Origin of the sequence: Shewanella gaetbuli (assembly GCF_023284065.1) — a bacterium.
Classification (GTDB): Bacteria; Pseudomonadota; Gammaproteobacteria; order Enterobacterales; family Shewanellaceae; genus Shewanella; species Shewanella gaetbuli.
Map to the genome: position 1 here is coordinate 1 of NZ_JAKIKP010000004.1, position 23,861 is coordinate 23,861.

Genomic DNA, 23,861 nt, shown 5'->3' on the forward strand with positions numbered 1-23,861 from the left:
ATGCCCCAATAATTGCATCACCGTTAACAGACACAGTGACTGAAGATAACCTCAATGTTCACCAAATTAATTTGCTTGATGGTGCAACGGATGTTGATGGTGATCAACTGATTATATCCAATATTGCATACCAAGTTGATGGCGGCGTTAAGGGAGCAACTGCACCGCTAGGCATGAGTTTGGGCGCTGATGGCCATAGCATTTTAGTTGATGCCACGGGTAAAGGGTTTCAGCATATTGCTGTGGGTGTAACTGAAAATATTACCGTTTCCTATACCATTTCTGATGGTCATGGTGGCAGCGTACAACAAACAGCAACTATTGCGGTCACAGGCACTAATGACGCGCCAGTGGTGTCCAGTGAAGTACAACTTGCATCAGGCACTGAAGACACAAACATCACTCTCACTAAAGCCGCTTTGTTAGCCAATGCTACAGACATAGATGACAATGATGCGGGTCACCTTGATATTGCTAATTTAGTGGCCGATCATGGCACCATAGTTACCAACCAAGACGGCACTTTTACTTTTAGTCCTGATAAAGACTACAACGGCCAAGTGCATTTTACCTATGACGTAGTTGATGGAAATGGAGGTGTATCGCATACAGGTGCAAGCACAAGCTTGGCTGCGGTAGGTGATGCAGCTGTGATTACAGAAGCGACAACAAGTAGCGTAACCGAGGATGGCAGTAACTCAAGTCATTATAATGGCTATTTTTATGAATTAGCTTCAGGCTTACTGAACGTTGTTGACCCCGACAGCGGCGACAATAGATTCAGCTTTAGCACCTATGGTGAAACGGCTATTCATGATCCATTTGGCGGCATTTTACACATAGATAGCTTAGGAATTTGGCGCTATAAGGTCAGTAATAGTGCTCTTCAATATCTTGCTGAGGGACAAACTGAAGTCGTAAGTTATCGTGTACATAGCTACGACGGTACTGAGTATCAGCTGAATATTAACGTGGTGGGTAAAAATGACGCCCCAACCGTTAGTCATGTCACTTTAACAAACGGTGCAGAAGATACCATTTATCAAATGCATGCCAATCAGTTTGGTTTTACTGATGTCGATAGTGGCGACACTTTACACTCAGTAACCTTAACTCAAATACCGCTTGCATCTGAGGGAAAATTTATACTGGACGGCCATGAGGTAACGGTCAACCAAGTGATTGATGTGGCTGACATTAGTAAATTACAATTTGTTCCTGTGAAGGACTTTAATGGTGATGTTCACTTTAGCTATACCGTAAATGATGGCCACACTGATTCAGCACCAGCAAGTTCAACTCTGAATATTGCGCCAGTTAATGATATTACTGTCGTTACTTCTACACAGTCACAAACAACTGAAGATATAGCCGGTGGTCAGCTAATTACTAAAGCACAACTGTTAGCAGGTGCAACGGATATTGATGGTGACACCCTAGATATTAGTGCCGTGCATGTTGATGCATCTGAGGGCACTATTACAGATAATCATAATGGCACTTGGACTTTCAACCCAACCCATGACTTTAAAGGCAATGCGACTTTAAATTACAAAGTCACCGATGGTACGGCTGAAGTCGATAACCACATGACAGTGACAGTTAGCCCTGTAACAGATACCGCACAAATCCAATTGAATATTAAAACAGAGCAAAACGTGATGACTTTTGCTAAAAATGATGCCGGTGCAGTGACTAATAACGGTCATCTTCAAACCAATGGTGACATTACTAACTTAGCCGTTGAGTTTAACGTTATTGGTGGCCCTTCAGCGCCACCAGCAGGGCATAATGGTCCAACATTTGTCAGTTATGCTACTTCACATAGCGATAATGAGTTTTATGTATGGAACCCCACAAATTTAACTATTCGAGTAGGTGGTCATGAATACCAAACAGGTGTGAGCGCTACTGACGGGCTGACTCATCGCTATAGTGTGCTATGGAGTTCTTCTACGGGTCATTTAGAGTTATTGGTTGATGGTACTTCAAAGTGGATTAACCCCACTCCTGCTGCCAAAGGTTATCATATCCCTGGCAATGGGGTATTGGCTGTTGGTAATGATCAAGATAACTATGCACTAGAAACAGGTAGTCGTATCAACCATGGCTATAGTGTTAGTGATGCATTTAGTGGAGAAATGTTTAGTGCGACATTAGCCAATGCAGCCGTGACCGCTAAACAATTAGAGCATGCGCCTCTAGCCAGTGTGCTTGATAAAGATAACGGTTTGGTTATTGATATGCGTATGGATGCTCAAGGGCACTTTTTCGATACCACAGGCCATCATCAAATAACCCCCACAGCTAATATACATTCAACATCGACCTTAGTGGATACCTCTGTGGCGATTCCGAATGCGGATGCATTAATTCATTTAAATTTACAAGTTAGTGCGCCATCTGATGGTGATGATGTTATTACCAATACGCTAATTAATGGCTTATTAAAAGGGACGGTATTAGCTGATGGTCATGGGCACAGTCATACCGTGACTAGCATGACAGAAAACGTTAATGTTAATCACTGGAACTTAGCGACCCTTACAGCGCAATTGCCTGGTAATAATACCGATAATATTAACCTTGGAATATTGGTGGCAACGCAAGGCCCTGACGGCACAACTGCGATTAATAGCCATTACCAAAACATTATTCTCGACCCAACTAAGCCTGTGCCTAATGCCATGATAACCGGTGACTTAACAGGCTCGACTGATGAAGTAACCGAGATAACAGGGCAATTGCAAGTTACCGATCCTGATGCCAACCAAGCACACTTTATTGCAGACGTATTACCTAGCACTCATGGTGAGTTTGTGATTACTGCTGATGGGCATTGGCATTATACCCCTAACCAAGTGGCTCAAACCTTAAATCATGGACAAAATGCCACCGACATTGTGACGGTTACCACATCCGACGGCACCAAACAGCAAATTAGTGTCACGCTTATTGGTAGTGATACTGCGCCCACAACAGTGACAACGGATCTTGGTAAAATAGAAACAGATGGCAGTAAAACTATTCAAGCATCCGATTTATTGAATAATGTTACTGACATTGATACTAGCGCAGCCAACTTATCTATTGTTTCTGGTTCATTAAATTCTGCCCATGGCACCATTACATCTAACCCAGATGGCAGCTTTACTTTTGTGCCCAATGCGGGATTTATTGGTAAAGATATAGACATTAATTTTAAAGTGACCGACGGCCATAATGACGTTGATGCCAAGGCGATTATTGATATTAATCCTCCGTTAGCAATTACCAAGTTAGGTAATGATACTGGCGTGAGTGACCATGACTTTATTACCAGTGATGGCCATTTGGTGGTTTATGGCACTGGTGAGCCGGGTGCCAAAATAATTGGCTTGGGTGTACTTAGTGCGACCAATACCACAGTAGATGAACACGGAAACTGGAAGCTGGATGTCAGTGGCATTGATCGAGCCGATGGTACATATTTATTGAAAATTGCTGAGCAGTCAGCAGGCGGCGGATTCAAGATGGTACAACACTCAGTTACCATAGATACTGCCAAGCCAACTATTACCATTAATCCTATATCGTCAGATGATTGGATTAATAACCAAGATCATCAACAAGATTTAGTTATTGCAGGTAGCACTAGCCATATTATGGATGGCGTGCATGTTGATGTGGTTGTGGCGGGAGCACATTACACTGCAACAGTAAATAACAATCAATGGCAACTTACCATTCCTGCGGGCGATGTAAGCCAAATTACAGATAATAATTATCAAGTTCATGCAGAGGTTAGGTCTACAGCGACGGGAGATCTTGCATCCAATGAACGCCACTTAGTGGTTTCTGCGGATATGACAACCTTAACGCAAACCCATCAGGTAAAAGAAGACAGTGTTACTAATGCTTCTGGCAGCTTATTTGCCAGCGGAGCCAGTTATACAGTAATGAATACCGGTAGCATGCAAGGGAATTATGGTGACTTAACCATCAACCCAGACGGCACCTATAACTACAGTTTACATAACCAAGCGTCTGAAATTCAGCAAATGACGCAAGGTGAAGTTCATGGTGATAACTTTTTAGTCAGCTATACCAATAATCATGGTGATATTAAACATGCTGTGGTGAATATCGGTATTCACGGCACCAATGACGCCCCAGTATTAACAGGTACATTTGAGTTATCACGTTCAATCACTACAGGTTTTATCACCCATGCTAAAGCCGATGGCTACATCGATATACACGATGTTGATACTGGTGACGCGCTTACCGTGGAGTATATTGACTCTGATGGCGATCATCATTTACTTGATTTTAGCCCCGGAAAATCAAACACCATCGATGTGCATGGAATTGGGCATTTCAGCATTGGTTCTGATGGGCACTGGGATTTTGTATTTAGTAAAAGCGGCGTAGAGCGCGATATGCTAAATCAAGAAGTGAATGCAGGTAAAATACATACAGAAAGTATCACACTTGTTGTGACTGATTCTGCTGGAGAGTCAAGACAAGAAGACCTTACTATTCATATTGGTAAAGGACAAAGTGGAGCAGTCATTTTCGGATCTTCTGAGTCAGTGGTGAATGAAGATAGAGTAGGCCATTCTCATGGTTCACTTGATTTATTAGTAGGTGATGTCAGGGTAGCCAGTGGGCTAACATGGGAAGTACAGCCTCATAGCGGGCCACAGTATGGTGATTTAACCTTTAAACCAGATGGAAGCTGGGAATATCAATCACACAATAATGACCCAAGAGTACAGGCATTAGCTGATGGTGAACGGCTAGAAGAAATTATCAAAGTGACCGCAACAGACTCAAATGGTCATACGGCAGACCAAGAGATGAAATTGGTGATTATTGGTACAAATGATGTGCCTGTGGTGGGCCATATGATTTCTGAAACGGTAGCAGAAGATCACTTATTAACCCTAACCAAAGCGCAATTATTGGCAAATGTGACCGATGCCGATAGCAAAGATGTGCTTGATGTCAGTCAGTTATCGCTGGATGGTAATGCCACTATTACTCAGCAAGGTGACCATTGGATTATTAACCCAGGGGTGAATTTTAATGGTGAGTTGCACTTACATTATACCGTGTCAGATGGTCACGTTGATGTGGATAATCAAATGTTTATTCATGTATCACCAGAAGCCGACAAGCCGACGTTAATATTCACTAAACATGTTAATGATTTATCTTCACCGTTAGATAACTTTGCCATTCATGGTAATGAAAATACCCCGTTAGCGCTGAATATTAATGTAGCCAGCCCTGATGCTAACGAAAGCCTAACGGTGGAAATATCAGGTTTACCACAAGGTGCGCAATTATCTGCTGGTACAGAGCATAATGGGGTGTGGACATTACAACAACATGAGCTGACAAACCTTAAGGTAACACCTGCACAGGACTTTCATGGGCAGTTTGATATTGATGTAAAAGCCATATCCCATGACGGTAGTTCAACTGCCAGTATCAGCCACAGTATTACCGTTGATGTAATACCGACAACCGCGAGTGATGCTGCTTTAAGCAGTCAAAATGATGAGCCAGATTCGGTAGTTGACAGCATCATTGATGTTGAAACTGTTGATGTTGATGTTGATGTGTTAAGCGCTTCGGTTGGTTTAACCGACGCGGCATCACCGGTTGATCATTACTTGCATATGGTCGGTTTAACTCACGAAGATATTACGCCACAAGCTGAAATACCAGCTATGGCAGGGTTACCGACAATGCATGAGTTAAGTAGTTCTGACCCAATGGCTGACATGTTAGATACTCAACAGGTTGATGTATTTGATAATCCGTTAGATGATGAAAAGCAGCATCAACATCATGAGGTTGACCAACATCAATCAGATGACAATGCGCTAGAAAATCATGATGTTAATCAGCAAAATGATGATGACTTATTGCATCAAGCCTTAAATGATATGCATAATCAGATTTAGGGTTTTTATGCAGTACATGTAGCAGGTACATAAAAATCCCCACATTAATGTGGGGATTTTTATAATATCAAATAGAAACCGCTAGCATAATGATATGTCTTTCATTACTTACTTGAAAATCTTGTCTCTTAATGGTTTAAGTTTTTGCAGTACATTTCTAATCGCGTTAGCAATATTGAGTAATTTCTTTTCTTTAACTGTCAATGAGTCTGGCTGAAACTGGTTTATTAATCGAATTAAATGATACAAGCTGACCCATTTTGCGACATACCAAAATGGAGTAGAAGCGAACGATTTTATACTGACCCTTTCAAAATCGACCATATGAAGAGTCCCATTATCATCCACTATTAAATCACGTATGGGAATCGCATGTCTTGCTATGCCCGATAACAACATAGAGTCGACTAATGTACGCAATTGTAAAGCTTGAACCGCTGACAGTGACTCTGGTCTGGTTCCTGGTAGTTTAGACATGACAATTTGCTTGATATCATCATTGGTACTAATTAGCTCAGGAAAGCCTGATTTACCTGATAACATTTGTAATGAGCTTTTTTCTCTTAAGTAACGTTTTTTCGAATGACTCGATTGCTTAAACGTTTTAATCACTTGTGTGTCAGTGATTTCAACCCGCATTTTGCTGGTTTCATAAATTCCATTTATGATAACTTTTTCAGTCAATTTTATATCCTTAAGCGGGAGACTGTTAAATATCCTTAACCTTCATCATTATACTTAGGTTAATATAATGCTATGAAATAACAATATTAAAATATAATATTTTTGCCGCAAGTTCCAATTATCAGAATAGATGTTTTAGCGATTATTGGTTGGCAATAGGTCACTTATAAGATATCTGTTGCCAGAATAATAGTAACTGGTACTATAATGAGTTTGTAATTTAACGTTTTTTTAAGGGTTTGGTATGAGTAATCGCCGTCTGTTTTGGCATATTGTTGATCAAATAGAAGTGTCAATTAACAATGGTGAATATCCTGCAGGGAGTCGTTTGCCTCCAGAACGTGAACTTGCTGAGAAATTTAAAGTGAGTCGACCCACTATCCGAGAAGCTATTATTGCATTAGAAGTGCGCAATAAAGTTGAAGTGAAAACCGGTTCAGGTGTTTATGTTCTTAAAGATAAACAAGCCGCCAAGCTGAAACATGAAGTCAATGCATTTGAAGTGACTCAAGCTCGTGCATTGTTTGAAGGTGAGGTGGCAGCAATGGCGGCTAAAACCATTACCGACGCTGAACTTGAAAGGCTAGAGCAGACATTGATCGCAATGGAAAATAATCAAGATGTTGAAAAGGCTGATCGAGAATTCCATTACATTATTGTTAATGCTACCCGCAACGCAGCAATGATCCAGTCAGTTGAAAATTTATGGGCGTTACGTTCTTCAACTCCTGAAATCGTTCAAGATTATAATCGAGTGTGTAATAAAGATAATGACAAAACAATTGCAGAGCACAGAGCGATTTATGAGGCATTAAAAGCTCATGATACCGTAGAAGCAAGAAGTGCAATGCATGTGCATTTTAATCGACTGATTAATTCATTGTTTGATGCGACAGAAGCTAGCGCTTTAGAAGAGATTAAACGCAAGAATGATGAAATACGTGGTAAATACTCTCTAGATACTATTTTAAAATCAGTCGGTTAATTTTACGATGTTAAAATAGTTCACTCGCAATTGCCGTCCTTGGCATGCGAGGTAAATTCCATTTTTTGCTGTATTTTTATAAATCGCTCCCTAAAGGAGCGATATTATTACTTCTCTAATTTAGTGAAGTAATCAAAAATAACAGGTACGTCGTTTTGACCTAAACCTGCATCAACTGCAGCTTGTAAGCTTTTAGAAGTGCCTTCAGCAATTAAAGATTGAGTCCCTAAGTCTTCAACCATTTGTACAAAGTAACCTAGGTCTTTGTTTGCGTTAGCAACAGAGAAACCTAATTTTTCTTCGCCATCTACAGCGTAGAATTTACAGAACTGCATAAATGGTGAGTTAGATGGGCCAGCTGACATGATGTCAAATAATTGCTGACCATCAACGCCTGCAAGTTTTGCAACAGCAAAAGCTTGAGACATAGCAGTAACAGTGGTCATACCCATGAAGTTGTTGATAAGCTTAGTCGTGTGACCAGCACCTAACTTACCTAGGTAGAATACGTTTTCACCTTGCTCTTCAAGTAAAGGCTTAACTTTGTTGAACGTAGCTTCATCACCCGCAGCCATGATGTTTAATAAACCATCTTTAGCGTGAGCTGGAGTACGACCTAAAGGAGCATCAATCATGCCACAGCCTTTTTCAGCAAGTGCTCCGCCGATTTTGATAGTAGAAGCTGGGATAGAAGTACCGAAGTCAATTAACGTACTGCCTTCTTTAATACCTGCTAATACGCCATCTTCGCCATAAACGATTTTTTCAACAACTGCAGAAGTTGTTAAACAAAATTCAACGATGTCAGAAGCTGCAGCTAATTCTTTAGCAGAAGTAAACTGTGTCGCGTTGCCACGGGCAAGAACAGCATCAACAGCGTCTTGGTTTAGATCCATAACGTTAACTTGGAAGCCACGTTTTTGTAGGTTTTCAACCATGTTGCCGCCCATAAGGCCTAGGCCGATGAAACCGATTACCGGTTTAGTCATATCTAACTCCTAAATATATTAGTGTATGCATATTTGAATTCATAACAGCTTAAAATGGTGCAAGCTGCTGATGTTTAAAACTGATCTGAATCGTTAAATATGATGTGTTTGCTATTGGCAATTTTAGCTCAATTGAAGCTTAACTCAGTTCAACATAGCTATGCTAAAAACAACTTAATCAATTTTAACTTTGTGTTATTTATAATACAAAATAGTAGTGAATAGTCAGGGTCTTGTCAACCAATTACTCGTATTTGGCTATACCAAAAAGGTAATTGGTAAGTATAATTTTCTAGAAGGTGATTTAGCTTAAACTTTTGCTAATTGTGTGATGTTTAAAGGTAGGGTTTCGGGTTTTCTTAACGGTTATCTTAAAGAGGTTTTGTTATTGCTTAATAAACTTAGCAAAAAATTAAAACCGTATAAAACTGATGTTTATTTAGCTAAGTAATTGTTATGTAATGTCTTGGCGTTGATTTCTTCAAGTCGGTTAAATACAAGGTAAAAAATTAACTGACATATTTATAGTGATAAAGTTGTCAGCTTAACTTGTGGCATTAGGGGGAAGTTATAAACCTAAAATAACCATGGTTAATTATATCAGTGTTGCTATGTCTATTAAAAAATACGACAAAAACCGTGATTATAGTGTTGTCACTAAATTGAATATCTTAAAAATAAACAGGTCAAATTCAGACTATTAGTCATACTAATTAACATTGCAATAATGAGTTGTTTGTCTACTTTAGTGGTTCACTTCACAATCTTTATACATTCATTTTGCTGTGACTTTTCAATAAGGAACCGTGTAGTTGGCGGCAAACAAAAAAAGCCTATCTAAAGATAGGCTTTTATTTAGGGCATTAGTGTTTAAAACTTAGCGCGTACACCAACAGTGTAACGGCGATCTGCTTCACTGTAGTTCCAAGTTGAACCTAATTCAGTGGTATATTCGATTGGCTCGCCAGTTAAGTTTACCGCATTAGCGACAACGGTGAAGTGGTCATTAATGTCCCAGCTAGCTGAAAAATCAAATTGGCCACGTGCTTCACGGTAACTATTACCTACTGTTGGGTCGTAATTATCTGCAGTTGGGTCATTTTGGTTAAAGACGTTATACCCTAATGCACCGACTGTTTGAACACGTTTTACCGTTTGTTCATGTAAATAACGGTCACGCCAGTTGTAGGCTAGACGGAATTGGAAATCATCATTTTCCCAATAAACTTGTCCATTAGCTGTATGGTTAGAAATACCCAGTAATGGATTACCATCTGGTTGGCTACTGTCAGCATAAGTGTAGTTAGTGTTAACGCCAAAGCCAGACCATAAACCAGGTAAGAAAGTAAATTGTTGTTGGTAAGCAAGTTCTAAACCTGTTACTTCACCACTACCACCGTTTACATCAGTGTCGATAACAATACCTGTACGACCAGCCGCTTTTTCAGCTTCAACATAAGCTAAACCTTGAGCTTCAGTTGCATTGACTATATTGCCTTGGCTAACGCCTGCAGTATCAAGTAAACAAATGTTGTTCCACTGGGTCGTGTTTTGACCATTAACAGTATCTGAATCAGCAAGACAGCTACTATCTGTTTGAGTAAATGAACCCACATCTTTATAGAAGATAGCCGCTGACACTAATCCACCTTCACTGAGGTAATGCTCAAAAGATAAGTCATATTGAGTGACACGGTATGGTTCTAATTGGTATGAACCTTGGGTCCCTGTAACTAATGAGTTATCAATAGATAGAGCAGGGCTTAGTTCATCAAAATCAGCACGACGCATCACTTTAGCGGCAGCAAAACGTAATAATGAATCGTCTGCTAAGTTATAGGTAACGTTTAAACTCGGTAAGAAATCTGCGTAGTCATTTTTACCCGTGGTAAGTACTTTATTGCCATCGCTATCTACTGAGTCTACAACGCTCGATTCTAAATCTGTTTCAACATAACGACCACCTACAACTGCGGTTAAGTCTTCAAAATCGAGGTGGAACTGAGCATAAATTGCACGAGTTTTCTCGTTAATGACTTTATAAGCGCCATTATCTTCTACCATGTTATCTGCTAATGAACCGTTCATAGCATAAGAGGTATTTTGCAACATTTGTTGTACTAACAAATAAGTGGCATCAGCATCTTTAAGACGTTCAGCGTCATATACATGGTAGTTCAATAAATCATTTTGACCCGCAATACCTGTTTGGTTAAATGAGTTATTAAGGTTAACCGTAGTGAAGCTATCGCTAATAATAGGGTTGTCAATCCAAGTTGGGCTGTACAATCCATTAGAATCAGTTGCCTTTTTGTAAGCATCTTTAAGGGTATTACCATTTGGTTTTAAGTCAAAACGGTTGGCAGTGTAGTCACGGTCAGTGATGCGGATACCTGCTTTGACGGCTGAAATAAAATCAACACCAATATCATGAATTTTGAAGTCAAAACGGAACGCTTGTTCTTCATTTTCAGTGTCTAACGTTTTATGGTAAAACTCACGGAATACTAAATTATCAGGATTAGTCAGTAATTCAGTATCGGCATAAACATGCGATGGAATACCATCACCACCGATAGTTGTAGACGTCGTTTTATGAGTGACTAAATCTAAAGTAGGGTCTGTACGCTCGATAGGGCGTAAATTAAATTCAGAGGCCGTTTGACGATCTTCAGATTTAGATAGTGAGTATTCTGCAGAAATTTCAATGTTATCATTGATGTTCCACTCACCACCTAATGCGTGTGAGAATGACTCTGAAGTGGTGAAGTCACTCCAAGTCTTTGGAATAACAAATACACCTTCTAAATCATAGTTTCTGATTTGACCATTGCCGTCATAGTAAGAATCACTTCTTGGTACAACACTACCACCAACGTCCAAAATAGAATACGCCGCTTGGCCACCGTCTAAGCTTGTGGCATTCATATCTAGATAGATATTTGCGTCAGTATCTTCTGGTTCCCATTGCAGCGAGATACCATAAGCGGTTCGTTCACGTTGTTCAGTTTTTTGTTCAACGGTGTTTTCTGTGGTGCGAATATATTTACCATTAGGGCCGTTTGAAACGTCAACAACGCCATCACCGTCAAGGTCAATATTGTCTTCTAAGGTCACCTTATTAAAAAATTCGTCACGACGGATCTCTCGGTCTATATACGAGAAATTTAACGCCGCGCCAAATGTACCTGCGCTACCTAAGTCCCAGTTATCACCCATTGCTGCGGTGAATTTAGGTGCAATGTTTTCAGTTTTATCAGCATATTCACCATCTAAAGTAATGGCAACTAATGGCTCAGAAAGTTCAAGTGGACGAACCGTTTGCATATTAACAGTACCACCAAGTGCACCCTCAATCATTTCAGGTGTGGGTGATTTAATCACTTCAACGGTTTTTAAGAAACTAGAAGGGAAGTCATCTAAACTAATACCGCTTCGGCCAGGGCCCGCAGTAGAGCGACCGTTTAATAGAATAAGGTTTTCAGTTACACCCCGAATTGTAACCGATTCACCAACACCAAAATCAGATTCAATAGAAACACCGGTAATGCGTTGCAACGCTTCTGCAATGTTATCATCAGGTAACTTACCAATGTCTTCAGCAACAATCGCATCTACAATACGGCTGTCTGTACGCTTGTGTAAGTTGGCGGCTTTTAAGCTACCAAAAATACCTTTTACAGCGATAACTTCTATGTCGTCTGTATTAGGTTCAACTTCTTCCTCTGCTGCATAAGCTGGCATGGTTAGCATAGCGGTTAATGCTGCCCCAAATAATGTCAGATTATTTGCTTTGTATTTTGTGCCACTAAACATAGCACTAATTTTATTTAGCTTCATAAATCCCCCAAACGGATTTTTTGGTAATACCAATTGTTGTTATTTTGTCCTGCTGCAATATTTATAGTTTATATCTAATCACCTTGCAACATGTAATTACCAAATGGGCAACATTGTCATACCAAATGTGTCAACTTGATACGAGCCTAATCGCTATTTATTGGATTCTTATGACAAACTATGGCAATAAAAATAAACGGAAAGGCTACTAAGGGCTTGAAACGGTGATTGTTAAGTGATTGTTTTTAGCTGGGTAAAATTGATATCGCGGACACCAACTTGCAAAGTCGGAATGGTTTTGTTGCTTTGGTATTACAATTTGATTTTAAATTGTAATACCAAATAAATTATTTTTTGTGTGGTATGAGTGAATTTAATAAAAACAAGGTGGTTTGATTGGCTATGTTTGCATGGAATTAGCTCATTTTTCTAAGCGTACTGATTGGCGCAATTCGAATGATCCATTGTAAAAGTGCCCAAGGGTAAGTGGGTACATATACATTAGCTTGTTCTTTATTAATCGCTTTAACTAAAGCCTTGCAGCCCGTGGTTAAGTCAACTATGAACGGCGCATTTTTTACCGACTTGTTGATATCTGTCCGAATAAAGCCAGGATGAACACAGGTGACTTTGATAGGTGTATGCATGACATCAATACGAATACCCTCTGATAATGAGGTTATCGCGGCTTTCGTGGCGGCATAAACTGTCATTGCTCTTCTAAAACCTCTTAATGCACTTATCGATGACATAGTGACTAAGTGGCCAGAATTTTGTTGTCTAAAAATTGTCATAGCGGCTTCACATTGCGCTAAAGCGGCAATAAAGTTAGTTTCTGCTGTTTGTAAATTTGCATTAAATAAACCGGTACCAATTGACGCGCCTTTGCCCATTCCGGCATTAACGATTATTCTATCAATTTGTTGCATGTCTTTTTGACACTGTTCAAAAACACGAAATACGGCTTGATGATCATTAACATCAAGTTGATAAACATAAACATCAATATTGGGATTTAACGATAGCAGCTGTTCTTTTAGTGCGATTAAGTTTTCAAGCCGCCTTGCACACAGTGCCAAATTATGGCCTTTTTTTGCAAACTCTGTTGCCATGCCTAAACCCAATCCTGAACTTGCACCTGTTATAAGAATATTTTTACGCATGATGTCTGTTCCATTATTATTTTTAGCCTACAATAACTCATATTAGCCGGCGGTTTTAAAATTGATTTTTTACTCATTTGTCGATATTCAATATCATAAATTGTTCAACAACTTAGCAGATAGTTCTTCAACTGTGATAGCACTTTTGTCAGAGCATTATGAAATCTGTATTTTTATTAGTCTTTCTTGTTAAGTTAATGCACCTGAGTTAACGCTAACGGTAATAAGGGGTATGTGTGTTTGACCATCTAAAGGATATTCGTCAGTCTAAGTTCACAAATTGGCGCTATGCTCATTATCAGATATATCAAATCATGTTGCCATATAGCCCATTTTTATTGTCGGTTATACCCGTGTATCTTTTGTTTATCATTGCTGATATTGACCATTTACAACAAGGTTTAGCCACGGTTATTGCTATTCGGCTAATGTTGTCTATTAGTGCGGTCGTTATGTTAGTGGTGTTGATAAAATATAAACCTAAATATTTAGCAATGGGTGAGATGATACTGGTTTTAGGGGTGTATTTTTCGTTAATTTATATTGGTGACTTAGCCATCTCGCAAGGAGACTATTACTATCAATCTGGTGGTATTTTGGTGTTTTTCTATTTAGCTGCATTATCTAGAATGCCTTTTATAATCAGTTCTATTATGGCCACCATAATGATTGTCGCTTATTCCGTGGTCCTATTTCCTGCTAAATATCAATTTAATGCTGCTGCTGAAATAGATGCGCTTAGTATTCATTTAGCATTGTATTTAGTAACGATAATGGCATGTTTACGCCGAGACACTGAAACTTATCGAAGTTATGTACAGTACCGAAAAATACGTAACCAACAATTAGCTCTCAAAAAGAACCAAACCATTCTTTCAATACAAAACCAAACTGATAGCCTAACGGGTGTTAAAAACCGCCTATATTTAAGTGGTACCGTTTTTCATCAAATCAATAGCCAAACACAGTGTGCAGTATTGATGCTTGATATCGATAATTTTAAAAGTATTAATGACACTTATGGTCACCCTGTAGGAGATAAGGTGATTAAGGCTGTTGCCTCAGTACTCAAACATGTTTGTGCTAATGAGAATGGTGTTGCTGTGCGTTACGGGGGCGAGGAGTTTGTGGTAGTACTATTTGAATATAGTCTTGATGACGCTCAACGGGTAGCAGAGGATATTAGAGCTCAAGTTGAAAAGTGGTTGTTTGCACCTGAACAATTCAAAGTAACAATATCAATAGGAATTGCAGTAAAGCAGTTAACTGATACTCAACATTATCAACTCATTGAACAAGCTGATGCAGCCCTCTATCAAGCTAAGAAAGCAGGTAAAAACCAAGTTTGTCATTATCAAAGATGATGTTGTTAGTTAGTTAAAATACTCCTTTAGTAATAGCCTAAGTTAATGAATAATCCAGATTATTTGACAAATCGTCTGCGGTGGACGAGATTTAATAATGAAGTAAGTTAACGGTAAATCATTTTAAAGTCGGCTTAGCTTGTGCCGATACAAATCATATTAACAACCCTTAATCTAGCAATATCAGTCACTATTTAGCATAGAAAGCAATTGCACCTGGAGATGTCATGAATTCCATTAATCAGTTTTTACGCAAAGTGAGTATTTCTAAGCGCTTGATTTTTATGTTAATCATCAGCTTGATTGCGACGATTTTGTTGTTTATTTTTGCTTTGACACGTATTGATCAAATTTTAATATCAGAAAAAGAAGCCAAGCTGAATGCGTTAATTGATGTGGCTGAAACGGTCGTAGACCAATACTATCAACGCAGTGTTCAAGGTGAGTTTGATGAAGAAACCGCTAAATTATTGGCTAAGCAAGCCTTAGATCATTTGCGTTATTCAGGTAATGAGTATTACTTCACCATTAACACTCAAGGTGAAATGATTCAACATGCGTTTGCAAAAAAGTTAATCAATACCAGTGTCTTATCAATGAAAGACCCCGAGGGCGTGCAATTATTCAAATTGATGATTGACCGAACCCAAAATGCGGATACTGCTCGAGTCGATTATATGTGGAATAAGCCCGATGAGTCAGAACCCAGCCCTAAAATGTCAGTTGTAAAGCGTTATAAACAATGGAATTGGCTGATGGGTACCGGAGTTTATGTTGACGATATTATTGCTCAAAAGTGGCAATTTGTGTTGAGTTACTGTTTATTATTAGTGCTTATTTGGTTGCCGGTATCCATTTTATTATGGATCATTATTCGAAGTGTGGCGATCCCTATGCGAAACACTATTTCAGCGTTTGAAAATATCGCCAAAGGTGAGGGTGATTTAACTTTGCGTTTAGATGAGAGCGGCAACGATGAGCTCTCTGAAATCGCTCAGCAGTTTAATGTGTTTACCTCTAAAATCCAAAATGTAATTGCTTCAGTGTCTAATTCTATTCATCACAGTATTGAATTAGCCAGTGGCATGTCGGAGATTGCTGAAAAAGCCAATGCGGTTTCGACCCAAGTTCAAATGGAAACTGAAAATGTCGCCACCGCCATTAATGAAATGTCGATGACAGCATCAGAAGTGGCATCCAATGCGCAATTAGCCGCACAAGGTGCTCATGATGCCGACAGTGAGGCTGATAAAACCGCCGCAGTAGTCGACAATGCGATGGGAAAAATTAATCAGTTATCTGCTGAGCTAAATAACACCGAAGAAGTGGTTAAAGGGCTTCAAATAAGCTCGTCAAAAATTGGTCAAATATTAGATGTTATTGTCGGCATTGCAGAGCAAACCAACTTATTAGCATTAAATGCGGCCATTGAGGCGGCACGGGCGGGTGAAGCGGGTAGAGGTTTTGCGGTTGTGGCTGATGAAGTTCGCACTTTAGCTAGTCGAACCCAAGAATCCACTCAAGAGATTAACAGCATTATTGATGCCATTAGAGCCGCAATCGACAGTGTGAATACTTCTGTTGAAAAAGCTAAACAGAAATCCAATGAAACGGTAGATGAAACCGGACAAGTGGTTGGGGCGCTGACTGCGATCAAATCATCTATTGCGCAAATTTCTGAAATGAATCTACAAATAGCATCGGCGACAGAAGAGCAAAGTGCAGTGATCAGTGAGTTGAATATGAATATTACCCGTATTAATGATATGTCGGTAGAAAACAAACAGTACAACGAAAGTGTTAATAGTAGCAGTAGCCAAATTGAACAAGGTTCAGGGAAGTTATCGCAACTTGTATCACATTTTAAAATATAACCTGCGTTAGCTTAGGTCGTTTTAGCCTACAATCTTAGTGATTTTGCAGCGTGTAGCCAATGTCAGCAAAGGATGTGCTAGCATCTACTTGTTGCAACGTAATAAACCTCAAATTGAATGATGTCTGTTTGAAGTTCATTATTGATATAACAAGAGAGCGTAAGCCTGATGACCTCCAAAGATTCCTGCGATTTACAACTTATCCATTTATTTGTTCACCTTGTTCGCGCCGGAGGTTTTACTCAGGTAAGTCAATCACAAGGTATACCTGTTGCGACGGTAAGCCGCAAAATTACCAAACTTGAAGCAAGCATGAATACCCAGTTAATTATGCGCAGCACGAGAAAACTGAGGTTAACCGAAGAAGGCGCTGTTCTATTTGGGAAATACCATCCACTTATTGAACAGTTTGATCAGTTAAATTCTGACGAAGTCACCATTCCTCAGGGGACGTTACGTATTGCTACACCAGTATCGATAAGCTCAATGATACTAATGAAAAGCTTTAATGCGTTTTCTAAACGTTATCCGCAAATTAAACTTCATATTAGCCAGAATAATCAAACTATTGATTTAATTGATGAAGGGGTTGATGTTGCTATAGTAGGGGGCGCGCAGCCGGATTCTTCATGGGTGTCACAATCATTAGGTGTGTTGAAATATGGCCTATTTGCTTCAACTAATTATATTAACAATGCCCCCGAGTTAGTGCATCCAAAACAATTACATGACCACCAGCTCATCAAAGTATGGCCATTATTTAACTGGACATTAAAACAGGGTGCTGAAGAATATTATTATGAAGGGGATGCCAAAATTACCTTGGGTGATATTCACGGGGCGGTAAACGCGTGTGTCGATGATGGTGGAATTATGTATGGGCCACAATTATTTGTGCAACCACAATTAGAACGTGGTGACTTAGTGCCGGTACTTCCTGAATGGCAGGGTGAAAATAGACGAATATGTATTTTATATCATCAACGAAAACAGCACCCAATCAAGGTGCAGTTATTCATTGATTTTATGCTTAATGAGGCCAAAGATATTTTTACTCAGTAAATAAATTTAGCCTCATTAAGTGACATTATTTGGAGGTTAAACCAAATAGATGGTTAAGGTACACGCTCCGTGAGCACCTACCACTAACGCTTGCTCAATATCAGCAGTTTTACTGGGACCTGATATAAATACGCCAAAATCATCATTGGCTAATGACATTAATTCAGGCGCTTGATGCATTGTGGCAATGATGTTTTGTTTATCTAGGACGATGATCAGGTTTTCACAGATAAAAGGTAATGCCCGATGTGCTTGAGTGTCATGACGATTAAGCATTTGGGTGTTTATCCACACCGCGCCATTTTCAGCAACACCGAATTTAGCCGGCAAAATAGCATAATCGATGTGCTGTAATTCATGAGGGCTGTCGGGCATTTGTTGGTTGCCAGATACCCCTTCGACTAAAGACAGCACTTGGTTATTATTAGCCATCAAATCGTTAATATGCTGTTCAATAATGATCGCTTGTTCGCCAGTGGCATCCACTAAATTACCCGCTACAGTTGTGACACTTTCACCGAATCGAGCCAATAGGGTATTAGTATCAGTCGCTGGGGATTTAAATGCACTTAAATCAGCTTGAGGCATCTCGATATCGATTGAAGATTGGGCTAATGCTTGTAATATTTGTTCACGACTCGACATTATTTAGCCTCCTTTTTAGCGGCTGTATGTTGTTTATACCAAGTGTCAAAGCTGGATTTAGGTGAAACTGGCAACTCACGATATTGTCCCCAAGCGCCCGAAAAGGGTTTAATTATGCTATGCGGGATAATTTTTAATGCAACGCGAGCACTAGACATGGCACAGTTAAGCATTGTTGGGCTACTCATTAATTTACCCACTAGAGGCATATAATGCTTTTTACCAAACGGCAATTTACCTGCTTGAGCTTTTAGCCTGCGATGATGAGCAATAATTTTGTCTAACGGCACTTTTGTTGGGCAAACGTAGGTACAGCTGCCACATAAAGTACATGCCCACGGGATAGTGTTACTGTCATCGTGTTGTGCGCCTACCGCAATACCAATAGGACCTGGAATAGTATAGTTATAGCTAAACCCACCTGAGCGACGATAAACCGGACAGGTATTTAAACACCCACCACAACGAATACACTTTAATGACTCGGCAAGAATTTTGTCTTTCATGATCTCAGTTCGACCATTATCAACAATAATAATATGCATCTCACCGTTAATTTTACTGCCGCGATAAAACGAAGAGTAAGTGGTAATTGGCTGGCCAATGGCGTTTCTGGCTAACATTCGTAGTAATACTATGGCGCTGTCATGGTCAGGCACAATTTTGTCTATGCCCATAGAATGCAGTTGCAGAGCCGGCAGATTAACGCCCATATCGGCGTTGCCTTCGTTAGTACAAACCACCACAGCGCCTTCTGAAGCAACGGCCATATTGACACCGGTCATGGCGGCATCAGCCGATAGAAATTGATCACGTAGATGTTGGCGTGCCGCACGAGTTAATCGGGTTGGATCAGACTCACCTTTAGGCGTGTGTAATTTTTCATGAAATAAATCACCCACTTCTTCTTTTTTCATATGAATGGCGGGCACCACAATATGCGAAGGAGGCTGATTGTTAAGTTGAATAATTCGTTCACCTAAGTCAGTGTCGATGACTTCAATCCCGTGTTGTTCTAAAAACGGGTTTAAGTGACATTCTTCAGTTAACATTGATTTTGACTTCACCAGTTTTTTCACCTGATGTTTAGCAAGAATGTCTAGCGCGATTTTATTGTGTTCGCTAGCATCTTTCGCCCAGTGAACATGAATGCCATTAGCAACACACTGTTTCTCAAACATTTGTAAGTAATGACTTAAGTTACTCAACGTATGTAATTTTATTTGAGAACCTGCTTGTCTAAGCGCTTCCCACTCGGGAATACTGGCAGCCGCTTTGTCACGTTTTGCGCGTAAATTCCATAAGGCTTTTGAATGCCAGTCAACCCGGCCTTCATCTTGACAAAATATACGTGCATTTTTTGCATGGTTATTAGACGAATACATATTTTGCCTCCTTAAAGTGCTGCATCAAGAATTTGAGCAATGTGCCGAGTTTGAATGGGTAATAATTGTCTGCGGATCATGCCATCTAAATGTAACAAGCAAGATGGATCGAATCCCACAACGTATAACGCTTTAGTGGCTGCGTGGGCTTGGGCTTTATCTTTGCCCATTTTGGCCGATACCGCGCCTTCGTCTACGGCAAACGTACCGCCAAAACCACAGCATTCATCAACGGGGTCGGGGTAAACAATGTTGAGCTTTTCTATAGGTTGTAATACGGCTTCAACTTTGTTGAATTTTGTGCCCATTGATTCACTAGGACTGGCTAAGTTAAGCATGCGAATACCATGACAGCTCAGCTGTAAGCTAATAGTGAAATCTAATGGCTTTTTAAATGAGGCAATAGGGCAAACATCGTGTAGAAATTCTGTTAGCTCATATAATTTATTGATCACCGATTGTGCTTCAGCACTGTCATCAAATTCATGGAAATTCTCTTTTGCTGCCACTAAGCATGAAGCTGCTGGGCAAACAATGGCGTCACACTCGACGCCTTTAAAAGCATTTAATAATTTAAGTGTGGTGCTTTTGGCTTCATCAAAACAGCCTGAATTGGTCATCGGTTGGCCACAGCAGGTTTGACCTTCTGGGTAAATAACTTCATGTCCTAATTTCTCAAGCACTGACAATGTAGCCACAGCCACTTCAGGCATCATCTGATTAACCAAACAAGGAATAAACAACGCAATTTTCATAGCAATATCGATTTAATCTAAGGTGGAACTAATTTACTGATCATTAGCAAGCTAGGAAACATTCAAAACAGTAATAAAGCTTGCCAATATTTTCATAAATGAAAGCTGTTCAGTATATTGTCGACAAAATTGGGCTATTAACGCTTAGTGAGATGATTTTTCACCCTAAGGAAAGAGGTTATTGATATTTTGTCGACAATAAAGGGTGTTTTTGGTTGAAAATAGTCTCAATCTTGCTATATTGTCGACATAGTGAATGTTATTGAGTCAAATAATATGATTTTTAGCCAAGATAAACCGGTTACTTCCACCGATAAAACCTTTATTTTGCTCAGAGATGACATAGTAGAGGGACAAATTACTGCTGGGTCAAAGCTAAGTGAAACAGAGTTGTCGACAAAGTATGCCGTAAGTCGCGCAGTAATCCGCGAAGCGATAAACCGCTTAGAGGCATGTCATATTGTTGAGCGTAAAGCGAATGTGGGGGCAAGAGTCGTGGCATTAACGCCAGAAGGCTTGCTGGAGCTTTATCAAGTACGCGAATCTTTAGAAGGCATGGCAGCACGTTTAGCGGCTTTGAATATGACAGATGAAGAAATAGCAGACCTGCAATTACTGCTTGATGGCCACTTTGATGAAGTTAAAGGCGGTAACTCATATTATCAGGAAGCCGGTGATGTCGACTTTCATTATCGTATTATTTTGGGAAGTAAAAATAAGCACCTCATTAGCATGCTTTATGACGGTTTATATCATTTAGTGCGCATGTACCGTGTGCAATTAGGTATGGCTGGCCCCAGAGTAACCACCGCGTTTGATGAACATAAACATATTGTTAAAGCCATTGCCAATCGTGACGCTGAACTTGCCGAAATGCTAATGCGTCGCCACATTCTGTACTCCAAAAATAATATCCAACATAAATTAACCTAATAAATACGATAAATGATGACCGAGTATCAATTGGGTCATTAAATACAACTGAATATAAAAGGAAACAACATGAGCGCAGGTAAAAAATTTCGACAAGCGTTAGTTGATAATCAGCCTCTACAAATTGTAGGCACCATTAATGCTTATTCTGCCATGATGGCTAAACAAATTGGCCACAAAGCCATCTATTTATCTGGCGGTGGAGTGGCAAATGCCTCATACGGTTTACCTGATTTAGGTATGACATCGCTAAACGATGTAATCGCTGATGTTCAACGTATTACGTCTGCGTGTGATTTACCGTTACTAGTTGATATTGATACTGGTTGGGGTGGTGCATTCAATATTGCCAAAACTATTCGAGATATGGAAAAAGCAGGTGCCGCTGCGGTTCATATGGAAGATCAAGTGGCGCAAAAACGTTGTGGTCACCGTCCAAATAAAGAAATTGTATCAGTAGAAGAAATGGTTGATCGCATTAAAGCTGCTGTTGACGCTAGAACTGACCCTGACTTTTTCATCATGGCGCGCACAGATGCGTTTGCTCAAGAAGGACTAGAAGCGGCAATTGAACGAGCAAAAGCTTATGTTGCAGCGGGTGCCGACGGCATATTTGCTGAAGCCGTTAAAACAGAAGCTCATTACCGTGCATTTGCAGAAGCGTTAGATGTGCCTATTCTTGCCAACATTACTGAATTTGGCCAAACAGAATTATGGAATAAAAAGCAGTTAGGCGAGTGGGGCGCAGCAATGGTGTTATATCCATTAAGCGCATTTAGAGCCATGAACAAAGCGGCCGAAATGGTCTATAGCTCAATATTAGAACACGGCGATCAAAAAGCGGTGGTTGATATGATGCAAACACGTATGGATCTTTATGACTATCTTGGTTATCACGATTACGAACAAAAACTAGATAGCTTATTTGCTGAAGGTAAAAATAAGTAACTTAAATTCGGTTTAAAAGAGTTTTAAAAAATTATAACGATAAAAATTAACCCTACCACCTTAAATAAATACAAGGTGAACAATAAGGAACGCAATCATGGTCGATAAAAAATTAGCAGGTGCAGGATTACGTGGACAAAGTGCTGGCGAAACTGCGTTATGTACTGTGGGCAAATCAGGATCCGGACTGACATACTGTGGTTATGATGTAAAAGATCTTGCTGACAACGCCACTTTTGAAGAGGTTGCTTATTTATTATTTAATGGCGAGTTACCTAACGAAGCGCAATTAGCTGAATATAAGCAACAGTTAGTTAAATTACGTGATTTACCGCAAGCATTAAAATCAGTGTTAAAGCTAATCCCTGCTGATGCACACCCAATGGATGTAATGCGTACTGGTTGTTCATTTTTAGGTAACCTTGAGCCTGAAACTGACTTTGCACAGCAACAACAAGCCGCTAACCGTTTATTAGCCGCATTCCCTGCCATCATGTGTTATTGGTATCGTTTTAGCCATGAAGGTGTAGAAATTGATTGTGTTACTGAAGAAGATTCAATTGGTGGTCACTTCTTAAAACTACTGACTGGTGAAACGCCGTCTGAGCAACATCGTAAAGTGATGGATGTATCACTTATTTTGTATGCTGAGCATGAATTTAATGCTTCAACCTTTACCGCAAGAGTATGTGCTTCAACGCTATCTGATATGTACTCATGCATCACTGGTGCTATTGGTTCATTACGTGGCCCATTACATGGTGGTGCTAATGAAGCAGCGATGGACATGATTCAAAAGTTTACCTCGCCAGAAGATGCCAAAATTCAAATGGCTGGCATGCTAGAGCGTAAAGAAAAAATTATGGGCTTTGGTCATGCAATTTATCGTGAGTCAGACCCGCGTAATGTGATTATTAAAGCTTGGTCAGAAAAACTGGCTAAAGAGTTTGGTGATACTTCGTTATATGACATCTCAGTTGCCTGTGAAGAATATATGTGGGATACCAAAAAGCTATTTTGTAATGCTGACTTTTTCCATGCCTCGGCTTATCACTTTATGGGCATTCCAACAAAACTATTCACGCCTATTTTTGTATGTTCACGTTTAACTGGCTGGGCCGCTCATGTAATGGAGCAGCGCTCAAACAACCGTATTATTCGTCCAAGTGCTGATTATGTTGGTAGTGAGCCAAGAAAAGTCACTCCCATTGCAACACGCTAACGCTTAATCAATATCACATGCGAGCTATAAGCTTATAGCTCGCATAGACAGTACG

Annotated in this window: 15 protein-coding genes; 8 read left to right on the forward strand and 7 right to left on the reverse strand. The window is 39.8% G+C overall.

What is annotated here, in order from left to right; translation table 11 throughout:
- The first annotated feature begins 11 nt into the window (after window positions 1–11).
- Entirely contained in the window at window positions 12–5,957 is a 5,946-nt protein-coding gene (locus L2672_RS06930) for a cadherin-like domain-containing protein (RefSeq protein WP_420833141.1), read from the forward strand.
- 108 nt (window positions 5,958–6,065) lie between these two features.
- Here the strand turns inward: L2672_RS06930 and L2672_RS06935 are convergent, their stop codons facing one another.
- Complete coding sequence (locus tag L2672_RS06935) at window positions 6,066–6,641, reverse strand: hypothetical protein (protein ID WP_248995116.1); 576 nt, start codon at window positions 6,639–6,641, stop codon at window positions 6,066–6,068.
- A 244-nt stretch (window positions 6,642–6,885) separates the two neighbouring features.
- On the opposite strand from L2672_RS06935, the gene L2672_RS06940 reads away from it, so the two are divergent.
- Complete coding sequence (locus tag L2672_RS06940) at window positions 6,886–7,626, forward strand: FadR/GntR family transcriptional regulator (protein ID WP_248995117.1); 741 nt, start codon at window positions 6,886–6,888, stop codon at window positions 7,624–7,626.
- A 107-nt stretch (window positions 7,627–7,733) separates the two neighbouring features.
- Here L2672_RS06940 and L2672_RS06945 read toward each other — a convergent pair whose 3' ends face one another.
- The 3 genes from L2672_RS06945 to L2672_RS06955 form a co-directional block, all read right to left on the reverse strand.
- A complete protein-coding gene (locus tag L2672_RS06945) occupies window positions 7,734–8,615 on the reverse strand; it encodes an NAD(P)-dependent oxidoreductase (RefSeq protein WP_248995118.1) in 882 nt (293 codons plus the stop codon).
- An 870-nt stretch (window positions 8,616–9,485) separates the two neighbouring features.
- Entirely contained in the window at window positions 9,486–12,455 is a 2,970-nt protein-coding gene (locus L2672_RS06950) for a TonB-dependent receptor (protein ID WP_248995119.1), read from the reverse strand.
- A 416-nt stretch (window positions 12,456–12,871) separates the two neighbouring features.
- On the reverse strand, window positions 12,872–13,618 hold the full coding sequence (locus L2672_RS06955) for an SDR family oxidoreductase (RefSeq protein WP_248995120.1): 747 nt from the start codon (window positions 13,616–13,618) through the stop codon (window positions 12,872–12,874).
- A gap of 236 nt (window positions 13,619–13,854) precedes the next feature.
- Between L2672_RS06955 and L2672_RS17360 the strand changes: the two genes are divergently transcribed.
- From L2672_RS17360 to L2672_RS06970, 3 genes are all read left to right on the forward strand, one after another.
- Window positions 13,855–14,982, forward strand: a complete 1,128-nt coding sequence (locus tag L2672_RS17360) for a GGDEF domain-containing protein (protein WP_248995121.1) — start codon at window positions 13,855–13,857, stop codon at window positions 14,980–14,982.
- A 227-nt stretch (window positions 14,983–15,209) separates the two neighbouring features.
- Window positions 15,210–16,856, forward strand: coding sequence for a methyl-accepting chemotaxis protein (locus tag L2672_RS06965; RefSeq protein ID WP_248995122.1), 1,647 nt, complete (start codon window positions 15,210–15,212; stop codon window positions 16,854–16,856).
- A gap of 168 nt (window positions 16,857–17,024) precedes the next feature.
- Window positions 17,025–17,918 (forward strand): LysR family transcriptional regulator, encoded by an 894-nt coding sequence (locus L2672_RS06970; protein ID WP_248995123.1) that lies wholly within the window; start codon window positions 17,025–17,027, stop codon window positions 17,916–17,918.
- 36 nt (window positions 17,919–17,954) lie between these two features.
- Here L2672_RS06970 and L2672_RS06975 read toward each other — a convergent pair whose 3' ends face one another.
- Genes L2672_RS06975 through L2672_RS06985 form a run of 3 tightly spaced genes read right to left on the reverse strand, consistent with a single transcriptional unit; the run spans window position 17,955 to window position 20,703 of the window.
- A complete protein-coding gene (locus tag L2672_RS06975; protein ID WP_248995124.1) occupies window positions 17,955–18,563 on the reverse strand; it encodes a LutC/YkgG family protein in 609 nt (202 codons plus the stop codon).
- Window positions 18,563–19,948 (reverse strand): lactate utilization protein B, encoded by a 1,386-nt coding sequence (locus L2672_RS06980; RefSeq protein WP_248995125.1) that lies wholly within the window; start codon window positions 19,946–19,948, stop codon window positions 18,563–18,565. Before L2672_RS06980 ends, L2672_RS06975 begins: the two co-directional genes overlap by 1 nt.
- A gap of 11 nt (window positions 19,949–19,959) precedes the next feature.
- Window positions 19,960–20,703, reverse strand: coding sequence for a (Fe-S)-binding protein (locus tag L2672_RS06985; RefSeq protein ID WP_248995126.1), 744 nt, complete (start codon window positions 20,701–20,703; stop codon window positions 19,960–19,962).
- Window positions 20,704–20,979: 276 nt separating this feature from the next.
- Between L2672_RS06985 and L2672_RS06990 the strand changes: the two genes are divergently transcribed.
- From L2672_RS06990 to prpC, 3 genes are all read left to right on the forward strand, one after another.
- A complete protein-coding gene (locus L2672_RS06990; protein ID WP_248995127.1) occupies window positions 20,980–21,636 on the forward strand; it encodes a GntR family transcriptional regulator in 657 nt (218 codons plus the stop codon).
- A 69-nt stretch (window positions 21,637–21,705) separates the two neighbouring features.
- Window positions 21,706–22,584, forward strand: coding sequence for a methylisocitrate lyase (prpB, locus tag L2672_RS06995; protein ID WP_248995128.1), 879 nt, complete (start codon window positions 21,706–21,708; stop codon window positions 22,582–22,584).
- A 97-nt stretch (window positions 22,585–22,681) separates the two neighbouring features.
- Window positions 22,682–23,806 (forward strand): bifunctional 2-methylcitrate synthase/citrate synthase, encoded by a 1,125-nt coding sequence (prpC, locus tag L2672_RS07000; protein WP_248995129.1) that lies wholly within the window; start codon window positions 22,682–22,684, stop codon window positions 23,804–23,806.
- Window positions 23,807–23,861: the final 55 nt, after the last annotated feature.